12 protein-coding genes are annotated in these 10,207 nt (G+C 61.4%); 1 reads left to right on the top strand and 11 read right to left on the bottom strand.

What is annotated here, in order from left to right:
* Positions 1-175 precede the first annotated feature (175 nt).
* The 4 genes from cyoE to ACESMT_RS09825 all read right to left on the bottom strand — a co-directional run bounded on the left by cyoE (position 176) and on the right by ACESMT_RS09825 (position 3,917).
* The gene (gene cyoE / locus ACESMT_RS09810; protein ID WP_372826395.1) at positions 176-1,093 is read right to left on the bottom strand and encodes a heme o synthase; all 918 of its coding nucleotides are present in this window, start codon (positions 1,091-1,093) and stop codon (positions 176-178) included.
* Positions 1,090-2,262, bottom strand: coding sequence for a heme A synthase (locus ACESMT_RS09815; RefSeq protein ID WP_372826396.1), 1,173 nt, complete (start codon positions 2,260-2,262; stop codon positions 1,090-1,092). Before ACESMT_RS09815 ends, cyoE begins: the two co-directional genes overlap by 4 nt.
* Before the next feature lie 184 nt (positions 2,263-2,446).
* Positions 2,447-3,085: a hypothetical protein gene (locus ACESMT_RS09820; protein ID WP_372826397.1), complete on the bottom strand. Its 639-nt coding sequence runs from the start codon at positions 3,083-3,085 to the stop codon at positions 2,447-2,449.
* Positions 3,086-3,161: 76 nt separating this feature from the next.
* The gene (locus ACESMT_RS09825) at positions 3,162-3,917 is read right to left on the bottom strand and encodes an SURF1 family protein (protein WP_372826398.1); all 756 of its coding nucleotides are present in this window, start codon (positions 3,915-3,917) and stop codon (positions 3,162-3,164) included.
* An 18-nt stretch (positions 3,918-3,935) separates the two neighbouring features.
* On the opposite strand from ACESMT_RS09825, the gene ACESMT_RS09830 reads away from it, so the two are divergent.
* Positions 3,936-4,157, top strand: a complete 222-nt coding sequence (locus ACESMT_RS09830) for a twin transmembrane helix small protein (protein WP_305562078.1) — start codon at positions 3,936-3,938, stop codon at positions 4,155-4,157.
* Positions 4,158-4,209: 52 nt separating this feature from the next.
* Here ACESMT_RS09830 and ACESMT_RS09835 read toward each other — a convergent pair whose 3' ends face one another.
* The 7 genes from ACESMT_RS09835 to ACESMT_RS09865 form a co-directional block, all read right to left on the bottom strand.
* Positions 4,210-5,091 carry a cytochrome c oxidase subunit 3 gene (locus ACESMT_RS09835; RefSeq protein ID WP_372826399.1) on the bottom strand — a complete coding sequence of 294 codons (882 nt, stop codon included), beginning with the start codon at positions 5,089-5,091 and terminating at the stop codon, positions 4,210-4,212.
* Between the two features lie 66 nt (positions 5,092-5,157).
* Positions 5,158-5,367 (bottom strand): DUF2970 domain-containing protein, encoded by a 210-nt coding sequence (locus ACESMT_RS09840; protein WP_372826400.1) that lies wholly within the window; start codon positions 5,365-5,367, stop codon positions 5,158-5,160.
* Complete coding sequence (locus ACESMT_RS09845) at positions 5,364-5,969, bottom strand: cytochrome c oxidase assembly protein (protein ID WP_372826401.1); 606 nt, start codon at positions 5,967-5,969, stop codon at positions 5,364-5,366. Before ACESMT_RS09845 ends, ACESMT_RS09840 begins: the two co-directional genes overlap by 4 nt.
* A gap of 3 nt (positions 5,970-5,972) precedes the next feature.
* Positions 5,973-6,086 carry a cytochrome oxidase small assembly protein gene (locus ACESMT_RS09850; RefSeq protein ID WP_372826402.1) on the bottom strand — a complete coding sequence of 38 codons (114 nt, stop codon included), beginning with the start codon at positions 6,084-6,086 and terminating at the stop codon, positions 5,973-5,975.
* 23 nt (positions 6,087-6,109) lie between these two features.
* Entirely contained in the window at positions 6,110-7,747 is a 1,638-nt protein-coding gene (ctaD, locus tag ACESMT_RS09855) for a cytochrome c oxidase subunit I (protein ID WP_372826403.1), read from the bottom strand.
* Between the two features lie 87 nt (positions 7,748-7,834).
* Positions 7,835-9,040: a cytochrome c oxidase subunit II gene (gene coxB / locus ACESMT_RS09860; RefSeq protein ID WP_372826404.1), complete on the bottom strand. Its 1,206-nt coding sequence runs from the start codon at positions 9,038-9,040 to the stop codon at positions 7,835-7,837.
* A gap of 158 nt (positions 9,041-9,198) precedes the next feature.
* Entirely contained in the window at positions 9,199-9,699 is a 501-nt protein-coding gene (locus ACESMT_RS09865) for a DUF2244 domain-containing protein (RefSeq protein WP_372826405.1), read from the bottom strand.
* Positions 9,700-10,207 lie beyond the last annotated feature (508 nt).

Here is a 10,207-nt window from a genome sequence, read left to right on the forward strand (position 1 = left end):
GCCAGCGCAAAGTCCTTCGCATAGTCGGCGCCAGTGATGTCGATGCTGGCGAACTGCGGCTTTGCGTCGGTGCAGCCGGCCATCAAGCCAAAAAGGCCTGCAGCCCCCGTCCATAAAGCGCCACCAGCTATGAACTTGATAACATTTCGTTTGCTGGCGGAAACAGGTGCGAACTTCATACGAGGTAATGGTCCAGTAGCAGGGCCGCAAATAAAACAGACAGATGAATCAGCGAGAAGCGAAAAGTCTTACGCGCCAGCGCATCGGAATAGTTGCGCCACAGCCGCCAGGCGTACCAACTGAAGCCAAAGCTCAGCCCAATCGCCACCACCAGATAAAGCCAGCCGCTCATCTTGAAGATAAACGGCAGCAGGCAGGCGGCAAACAGCACCAGCGTGTACAAAAACACCTGCAGGCGCGTGAACTCGTTGCCATGCGTCACCGGCAGCATCGGCAACCCGGACTTGCGGTAATCCTCCACGCGGTACAGCGCCAGCGCCCAGAAGTGTGGCGGCGTCCACAGAAAAATGATCAAAAACAGAATCAGCGCTTCGGGGCTGACGCTGCCGGTCATGGCGGCCCAGCCCAGTACCGGCGGCATGGCGCCCGAGGCGCCACCGATCACGATGTTTTGCGGCGTCAGCGGCTTCAGGATCACGGTGTAGACCACGGCGTAACCCACAAAAGTCGCAAAGGTCAGCCACATGGTCAGCGGATTAACCCAGACATGCAGGATGAAGGAGCCGGCAGCGCACAGCAGGCTGGAAAAAGCCAGGGTCAGCGGGTTGCTGATCTGCCCCTGCGCCGTGGCACGCCAGGCGGTGCGTTTCATTTTCGAGTCGATCTGCTGCTCGACCAGGCAATTGAAGGCTGCGGCGGCACCGGCCACCAGCCAGATGCCGACGCAGGCAATGATCGCCAGCTTCACCTCGGCCCAGCCCGGCACACCGGGCACCGCCAGCACCATGCCGATCAGGGCGCAGAACACGATGAGCTGCACCACGCGCGGCTTGGTCAGCGCATAAAACTGCGCGAATTTGGAAGGCACAAAAGGAGTGATCGCCACGGAGGCGGAAGTGTCAGAGGGGTTCATAGGCGGGCAGCCCTCAATTTTGACGCAGTTGCCGTCTGCGGGGCGCGCCGGCTGGAAAAAAGAGCGCCCGTCAGCGCCACCACCAGCGCGGCCGCCCCCCCGGTGTGGGAGACTGCGGCGACCAGCGGCCAGCCGAGCACGACATTGCTCAAGCCGGTGCCGAACTGCCACAGCGCCAAGCCAGCTACCCAGTTGCCATACAAGCGCATCGCGGGAATCCGCCGCAACTGCCAGGCCAGCAGCAGCAGCGCGGCAAATACGAGATAAGCGGCGAGCCTGTGTACGTAATGAATGGCGGTCAGTGCCTGGAAGCTGATGTTGTCGCCGTCCAGCCCAGCGCCCAGTGCGCGCCAGAAGGTGAAGCCTTCGCGGAAGTTCATGGCCGGCCAGAAGCTGCCCTGGCAGGCCGGAAACTCGTTGCAGGCCAGAACCGCGTAATTGGTGCTGACCCAGCCGCCCAGCGCAATCTGTACCCAGACCAAAGCAAATGTGGCCGAAAGCAACAGCCATGCACCCTTGGGCAACAACACCGGCCGTGTGGCTTCGTGCGCCTGCGCGTAACGCACGGCCTGGGCCTGCAACAGCGCGAGCAGGATCAACCCACCCAGGAGATGCAGGGTGACGATCAACGGAAACAGCTTCATGGTCACCGTCAGCGCGCCGAAAGCGCCCTGAATACACACCCAGATGAGCGTGGCCAGCGGCCACCAAAGCGGCAGCGCGGCGCTGGAGCCCGCGGTGCCCGCTCGCCCCTTGCGTCGCTCCAGCCAGGTAAAGACGGTGAGGGTCAGGATGAGCACACCGACACCCGTGGCCAGGTAACGGTGGATCATTTCTATCCAGGCCTTGGGATGTGTCACCGGCCCACTGGGCATGGCCGCCTGCGCCGCGCTGATGGGCTGGCTCGCACCCATTGGGCTGGCGTGGCCGTAACAGCCCGGCCAGTCGGGGCAGCCCAGTCCCGAATCGGTCAGCCGCGTGAAAGCACCAAACAGCACCAGATCAAAGGTCAGGAACAGCGTGAGCAGGGTCAGCACCCGCAGGCGCCGCGCCATTGACTGGTTCTTGTTGCGCAACCACACCCAGGCCAGCGGACCCAGCGCCAGCACCAGCCCCATGGCCATCAGGCGCAGCGTGGGACTCAGGTTGTAGAGCTCTTGCGTGTCCATGCCTAGGGAATCCCAGCTATTGCTACACGCGCCCCGTCCCCATACCAGCAGGGGCCGCGGAACCGGCTTTGCCGGACCGCAGGCGCAGCGGCCCCCTTGGGGGGCCGGGAGCTACACGCAGTGAGCGACCGTGGGGGCCATGTGCGCAGCAAACCACACGCAGTGGGGAGCGTGGGGGCCATATTCACCTGCCGTCCTTGTCCCAGGAGCTCGAAGCGCGCAGCAGGCGTTCGAGGTCGCGCTTCGCCTGGGCCGCGCCTGCGGCATCCATGTTGGCCGGAAAACGCATCATCCAGTTGCCCATCGGGTCCACCACATACAGGTGGTCAGCGAGTTGGCGGCCGGCGGCGGGTTGCAGCCATTGCTCCAGGCCCGCGACGCGCAGCACGGTGGCGCCCTGCAGCGCGGTGTTCAGTGCTGAGGGAATCGCTGCCGCGTCGTTGACCAGCCAGACACGGTCCAGCCGGTCTTTCTCGCGGCCCAGCGACTCGCGCAGCTGACGCTGGAAATACAGATGCTGCTGGCAGGTGACATCACAGGCACCACCGGCCACGCTGAGCAGCAGCCACTGCCCCTTGAGCGCTAACAGTTCGGTGCGGCTGCCGTCGGGCGCCACGGCCGCGACGGCCGGCAACGGACGCTGTGGGCCGATCAACTCGCCATAGTTGCGCCGGGCGTCTGGACGGATCACGTAATAGGTGAAGTAAGAGGCGATCACCGGCGCAGCGCACACCAGCAGCACAGCCAGCATTTTCCAACGCCCCGTGCGCACGTCGGGGGGCTCCATCACGGCGGCGGCATCGGCTTGCGGCAGGCTGTGCACGGTCAACTCCAGAGGCTGGTCCTGGCCGGCGGGGGGGGAAGCAGAGGAAGGCTGAGGGTGTTGCACGTTGGATTCGCTATGAGGAACGGGAAGAAACATCGGAAGAACGCCGCTGCCTGCGGTACGGAAGCACCAGCTGGAACCAGCCATACAGGCCAACCAGCAGCGCGCACAACGCAAACCACTGGAAGGCATAACCGTAGTGCTTGTCGACCCCGGTGTTGGGCGCTGGCCAATTGCGCAGCAGCCCTTCGCTGGGTGCGCCGGTCTGCAGCAGCGAAGCGGCCAGCAGAGGCGTTCCGGTTTCAGCGCTGAAGGCAACCATGTCAAGATTCTGCCGGATGCGACCCTGGGCCGCGCCTTCAAACTCGTAAAGCTTGGACGGCGGCGGGGCCATGCGGCCGGCCACAGTGACCATACCGGCAGGTGTCTGGACCTCGGGCAAACTCGTTCGGTCGGTGAAGTTGCGCGGCACCCAGCCGCGCTGCACCAGAATCGATTGTGTGCTGCCGGCCAGCACCAGCGGCGTGACCACCCAGAAGCCCGGCTTGCCGTCCATGGGCCGGTTGTCCAGGTAGACGGTATGCGCCGCCTGCCAGCTGCCCTGCAGCGCGGCTTCGCGGTGCAGGACATTTGCTATGTTTTTAGTAGCTAGCAACGCACGTCCGTCAAGGGTTGGAAGCCTTTTTTGTGTATCTATGGCAGCCTGCAGCGCTTCTTTTTGCGCAGCGCGGCGCAATTGCCACTGGCCCAGCGAGAAGGTCAGCGCCACCATCACCACGGCGGCCACAGTCACGATCAAAAAACGGCGATTGAGCAAAAAAAACCTCATGCGCGGATAATCCTGTTCATGAATTACCTTGTCGCACTCGCATTTTTGGCCATTCTCGCCAGCCTCGCTTCGGCGCTTTTTTTCATGCTCAAGGACGGCACTGGCGGCAAGGCCAAGACGAGCAACATGGCGCGCGCACTGGCCTTTCGTGTCGGCTTTTCCATCCTGCTGTTTGTCTGCATCCTGATCGCCTGGAAGATGGGTTACATCCAGCCTACCGGCATTCCGGCGGGCAAGTAAAAAGAAAAAGGCCGCCCTGGCGACCTTCTGTGCATCCGGCGGCGCAGCGCCGTCACAGCCAGTAAACGAGGATGTAAAGGCCCAGCCACACCACGTCCACAAAGTGCCAATACCAGGCCGCGCCCTCGAATCCGAAATGGCGGTCTGCGGTGAAATGGCCGCTTTGCAGGCGCAGCGTGATGAACAGCAGCATCAACATACCGACAAACACGTGGAAGCCGTGGAAACCGGTCAGCATGAAAAAAGTGGAGCCGAAGGCACCCGAGGAGAGCTTGAGATTGAGGTCGGTATAGGCATGGAAGTACTCATACCCCTGCACACCCAGGAAGGCTATACCCAGCAACACCGTCACCCACATGAAGGCAATCGTCTTGCCGCGATGGTTTTCGCGCAGCGCGTGGTGGGCAATCGTCAAGGTCACGCCAGAGGTCAGCAGCAAGGCAGTGTTGATGGTCGGCAGCCAGAAGGGCCCCATGGTCGTGAACGGCTCGATGATGTTGGCCGGCGAGCCGGTGGCACCGACGGCCGTGCTGGGCCAGACCGCCTTGAAATCAGGCCAGAGCAGCGAGTTTTCCAGGCCACCCAGCGCCGGCAGCGCGTGCGAACGCGCCCACCACAGGGCGAAGAAGAAGGCGCCGAAAAACATGACTTCCGAGAAGATGAACCAGCTCATGCTCCAGCGGTATGACAACTCGATCTTGTGCCCATACAGGCCGCCTTCGCTTTCCCGTGCGGCAGTGCGGAACCAGAAAAACAGCACTGTCAGCCACCAGACCATGCCGAAAGCCAGCGACCAGGCGCCCCAGCCCGAGCCATTGATCCACTGACCGGCGCCCAGGATCACGAAGAACAGGCCCACGGATGTCATCACCGGGTACGCGGACGGCGCCGGGACAAAGTAATACGGTGTGCCTGTAGATGCTGCTGAAGACATTTCCAACTCCTGTTTCGCTATATTCTTGAATTCATGAGGTCACTCATGGTGCGCACGGCCTTGCGGCTACTTGCCCACCACCCAGGTAGCCAGAAGGATCAGGCTACCGACAAACACCAGCAGGCCGACCAGCGCCACGATGACGATGTGGATCGGGTTGAGCTGCTCCACGTCTTTTTCGTAGTCGCCGCGCGCGCGCAGACCGACAAACGACCAGCTGACCGCCTTGATGGTGCGCCAGATGGAGCCCTTGCGCTGAACCGGTGATTTGTTCATGTGCCCGGCTCCAGCCTCGGCACCACAGCCCCACCCACCGCAGCGACAGGCGCCGCCGGCGTTTTACCGCCGACCTCGAAGAAGGTGTACGACAGCGTGATGGTGTTCACGTCTTTGGACAGCTTGGGATCGATCACAAAGGCCACCGGCCACTGTTTCTTCTCGCCTGGGGCGAGGGTGTACTGGCTGAAGCAGAAACACTCCAACTTGTTGAAATGGGCGCCTGCCTGAGACGGCGCATAACTCGGGATCGCCTGCGCGGACATCGTACGGTCCTGCACGTTCTGGAATTCATACATCACCGTGGCCAGCTCGCCGGGATGCACTTGCAGCGAGCCGACCGCAGGCTTGAACACCCAGGGACCACGCGCATTGGCATCAAACTCGACGGTGATGCTGCGGCTGGTGTCGACCTGCGTATTGGCGGACACGCTGGAGGTGGCGCCGGGAATCTGCCGGTCTCCCAAGGCCAGGATATTGATGCCGGTCATCTCGCAGATGGCCTTGTAAATCGGCACCAGCGCATAACCGAAGGCAAACATGCCAAGCACAATCACGCCCAGCTTGCCCACCATCCTTAAATTTTCACGCTTCGGGCCCATCCGTCAGCCTTTACCGAAAAAGACCAGCTTGGCCATAAAGCCGAGGAAAAACACCACTGCGATCGAGGCGAGGACCAGCCCCAGCCGCAGGTTGTTTTTTTTCTGTTCAGGTGTCATGTCAGGCATGCGCTTGCGAGATGTCAGTACCCAATGACCTTGGTCGCCGTGGCGTCCAGGCGGGGCGGTGTCTCAAAGGTATGGAAGGGTGCGGGCGATGCCACTTCCCATTCCAGGCCTTCGGCGCCTGCGCCGTCCGGGTCGTTCCAGGGACGCTGCGGTGCTTTTTCACCCTTGCCGCGCATGGTCGGCAGGACCACGAACAGGAAGAAGTACACCTGGGCGAAACCGAAGAAGAAGGCACCGACGCTGGCAATCGCGTTGAAATCGGCGAATTGCATGGGGTAGTCGGCATAACGGCGCGGCATGCCGGCCAAGCCCAGGAAATGCATCGGGAAGAAGGTCACATTGAAGGAGATCAGCGACCACCAGAAGTGGATCTTGCCGCGCTTTTCGTTATACATCACGCCGGTCCACTTGGGCGACCAGTAGTAATAGCCGGCAAACAGGGCATACAGCGAGCCAGCCACGAGAACGTAATGGAAGTGGGCCACCACGTAGTAGGTGTCCTGCACCTGGATGTCAATCGGCGCAACCGCCAGGATCAGGCCGGTGAACCCGCCCATGGTGAACACGAAAATGAAACCGACCGCGAAAAGCATCGGGGTCTCGAAGGTCATCGAACCCTTCCACATGGTTGCGATCCAGTTGAAGATTTTCACGCCCGTGGGCACGGCGATCAGCATGGTCGAGTACATGAAGAACAGCTGGCCGGTGACCGGCATGCCGGTGGTGAACATGTGGTGCGCCCACACGACAAAGCTCAGGATCGCGATGGAACCGGTGGCATACACCATGGAGGCGTAACCGAACAGGCGCTTGCGGGAGAAAGCCGGAAGGATCTGGCTGATGATGCCGAAGGCCGGCAAAATCATGATGTAGACCTCGGGGTGACCGAAGAACCAGAAAATGTGCTGGAACATCACCGGATCGCCGCCGCCGGCGGGGTTGAAGAAGCTGGTGCCGAAGTGGCGGTCTGTCAGCGTCATGGTGATCGCGCCGGCCAGAACCGGCATCACGGCGACCAGCAGGTAGGCGGTGATCAGCCAGGTCCAGCAGAACATCGGCATTTTCATCAGCGTCATGCCGGGTGCGCGCATGTTCAGGATGGTCACGATGATGTTGATCGAACCCATGATGGACGACGCGCCCAGGATGTGCAGCGCAAAAATGCCGGCGTCCATCGAGGGGCCCATTTGCAGCGACAGCGGCGCATACAGCGTCCAGCCACCTGCCGGAGCGCCACCGGGCATGAAGAAGGAACCTACGATCATCAGGGCGGCCGGGATCAGCAGCCAGAAGCTGAAGTTGTTCATCCGGGCAAAGGCCATATCAGCCGCGCCAATCTGCAGCGGAATCATCCAGTTCGCGAAACCGACAAAGGCCGGCATGATGGCACCAAACACCATGATGATGCCGTGCATGGTCGTGAGCTGGTTGAACAACTCGGGGTTGACCAGTTGCAGGCCAGGCTGGAACAGCTCGGCGCGAATGCCAAGCGCGAGTACACCGCCAACCATCAGCATCGTGAAGCTGAAAAGCAGGTAGAGCGTTCCGATGTCCTTGTGGTTGGTCGCAAAAACCCAACGCCGCCAGCCCGTAGGGGCATGGTGATCGTGGTCGTCATGCGCGTGATCATGATGGTCGAGAACTGCACTCATCTTGGCTTCCTTTGGTGGCTTTTGCCTGTAACTTTGTCTTTGCGGGCCGGCAGGGTGTGCCGGCTGTTGGGTGAGTAGGTCAGCGGCTTATTTGCGGGCGGCCTGGAACTCAGCCGGCTGCACAAGCTGGCCAGTCTGGTTGGACCAGTTGTTCTTGGTGTAGGTGGCCACCGCAGCAAGATCGGTATCACTCAGTGTTTTCCATGGCGGCATAGCGCCGCCTGCCGCGCCATTGAGCAGGATCTGGATCTGCTTGCCATGGTCCTTGTCCAGCACGATGGCCGAGCCGTCCAGCGCCTTGATTGGGCCGGCACCCTTGCCGTTGGCCTGGTGGCATGCCGCACAATTGGCAGCATAGACTTTTTCGCCGCGGGCCTTGAGTTCAGGCAGCGCCCACACCTTGGCAGGATCATCGGCCTTGGCAGCCGCTTCCTTGACCTTGACGCCAACCCATTTGCTGTAATCCTCGGCAGAGAGCACTTTCACATGGATGGGCATGTAGGCGTGCTCCTTGCCGCACAGCTCGGCGCACTGACCGTAGTAGTCGCCGATTTTTTCTGCGCGGAACCAGGTGTCACGCACAAAACCGGGGATCGCGTCCTGCTTGATGCCGAAGGCCGGCACCATGAAGGCGTGGATCACGTCATTGGCGGTGGTGATGATGCGGACCTTGCGGTCCACCGGCACGACCAGCGGGTTGTCCACCTTGAGCAGGTAGTTGTCCAGCTCTTCGCCCTTTTTCGGGCCGCCGCTGTTGGATATTTCGCGGTGAGTACTGTCCAGCGTCGACACAAAGCCGATGCCTTCGCCCTCACCCTTGATGTAGTCGTAGCCCCATTTCCACTGCATGCCGGTGGCCTTGATGGTCAGGTCGGCGCCGGTCGTGTCCTTGGAGGCCACCAGCACCTTGGTGGCCGGCAGGGCCATCAGGATCACGATGACAAACGGAACAATGGTCCAGATGATCTCGACCGTGGTGGACTCGTGAAAGTTGGCAGCCTTGTGACCGACGGACTTGCGGTGTTTCCAGATGGAATAAAACATCACGCCGAACACCGCCAGGAAAATGACCACGCAGATGATCATCATGAACCAGTGCAGCCAATGCTGCTCTTCGGCAATTTTGGTCACTGCGGGGTGCAGGTTGAGCTGGTTGACGGCCGGGCCACCAGGCAGGTCGTTGACCGCGTAAGCCGCGGTGCTGACCCAGCCGCCCACCAAAGCCGTGACGGCGGCCAGCTTGCAACTGGCGTTCAGAACCAGCGACTTCAAAACCTGGCCTGCGTGCTTCATTCCAGACCCTATCGTTGTACGTACGTTCATCGTGATCACTTTTAATGCCTCAATTACCGACTGATTAAGCACTTGATTATAAAGTTAGCCTTGGCGCCACCTCTTGCCGACCAACCGCTCTCATCGCCCGTCACTACCGCCAGTCCCCATGCCCCGCCTCAACACCCATGCAGCGCATGCCGGATTTCCCGGGCCAGTGCCGGCCTCAATTCGGGGCGCACATGACGCCCCACGCTGACCGACCGCCCCTGACCAGATACCTCGATCAGCGAGCCGTCACCGTGCCTGGGTTCGACGCGAACCCATTGCCGGTTGAACTCCGCGCGCTCCAGGCGCCCCGCGCTTTCGAGCTCTACCACCAGACGAACGCCATCCAGCACGATGCGCTCCCCGTCGGCCGCATGCCGGGCATACACGGCAAACGCTGTGCCTACCAGCATGAGCTCCAGGCACGCAAAAGGCAGAACCAGGGTTGCGCCCTGCCACCAGAAAAATCCGGCAATGCCCAGCGAAACGGCGCACAGCGACACATACAGCCACGCCAGTTGCGCCGGCGTCACCGAACAATTGCGCTTGAGCAGCCACTGGACCGCCTGCTGAGCCTGGCCGTTCTGGCCGGATGCTGTGGCGAAACGAAATGCCGGAGAGACGTGCGACACGGGGCAACACTCGAGAAATTGCCGCCGATCAAACACTTTCGGCTGCGTGGTGCGTGGGAACATACCCAAAATTCGAGTCTGGATTGTAGCCGGGTTTACCCCGTGCAAAGCCGCCGACGCGGTCCCAATCCGGCGGCCTTCCACGACGTGCGCAGCGCGGGGCCACCCCCGAGCGCGCACAGCCCCCTCGGAGACAGCGCAGTACGTGAAGCGACAAGCGTGGAGCCAGGGTCTGTTAACGCTATTTTTGCAAATGCGAACAGGGTAAAAATAGCGTCAGCAGGCACTACTAGGAGCCTGTCGGCATTGGGAATGGTCGGCTGCAAATCGATCGCAGCGGTCGATTTTTCGCCGTCTTCTTGTCCCATAGCTATGCTATGGGTCTGCAGATCCGGCAAAAACTGTCCTCGCTGGGGCCGATTTTCGCTTTCGACGCCCCATGCCCGACAGGCTCCTAGTGCGCGCCGCGCGAGCCCTGCAGCATTGCCCGCATGTCCGCGACCGAGAC

Source organism: Polaromonas sp. (assembly GCF_041689105.1).
Classification (GTDB): Bacteria; Pseudomonadota; Gammaproteobacteria; order Burkholderiales; family Burkholderiaceae_C; genus Polaromonas.

Bases quoted from the DNA above. Each gene is read 5' to 3' on its own strand.
- ACESMT_RS09835 (WP_372826399.1), bottom strand. From the start codon at position 5,091: ATGTCTTCAGCAGCATCTACAGGCACACCGTATTACTTTGTCCCGGCG.
- ACESMT_RS09825 (WP_372826398.1), bottom strand. From the start codon at position 3,917: ATGAGGTTTTTTTTGCTCAATCGCCGTTTTTTGATCGTGACTGTGGCC.
- coxB (WP_372826404.1), bottom strand. From the start codon at position 9,040: ATGAAGCACGCAGGCCAGGTTTTGAAGTCGCTGGTTCTGAACGCCAGT.
- ACESMT_RS09830 (WP_305562078.1), top strand. From the start codon at position 3,936: ATGAATTACCTTGTCGCACTCGCATTTTTGGCCATTCTCGCCAGCCTC.
- ctaD (WP_372826403.1), bottom strand. From the start codon at position 7,747: ATGAGTGCAGTTCTCGACCATCATGATCACGCGCATGACGACCACGAT.
- ACESMT_RS09840 (WP_372826400.1), bottom strand. From the start codon at position 5,367: ATGAACAAATCACCGGTTCAGCGCAAGGGCTCCATCTGGCGCACCATC.
- ACESMT_RS09815 (WP_372826396.1), bottom strand. From the start codon at position 2,262: ATGGACACGCAAGAGCTCTACAACCTGAGTCCCACGCTGCGCCTGATG.
- ACESMT_RS09845 (WP_372826401.1), bottom strand. From the start codon at position 5,969: ATGGGCCCGAAGCGTGAAAATTTAAGGATGGTGGGCAAGCTGGGCGTG.
- cyoE (WP_372826395.1), bottom strand. From the start codon at position 1,093: ATGAACCCCTCTGACACTTCCGCCTCCGTGGCGATCACTCCTTTTGTG.
- ACESMT_RS09850 (WP_372826402.1), bottom strand. From the start codon at position 6,086: ATGACACCTGAACAGAAAAAAAACAACCTGCGGCTGGGGCTGGTCCTC.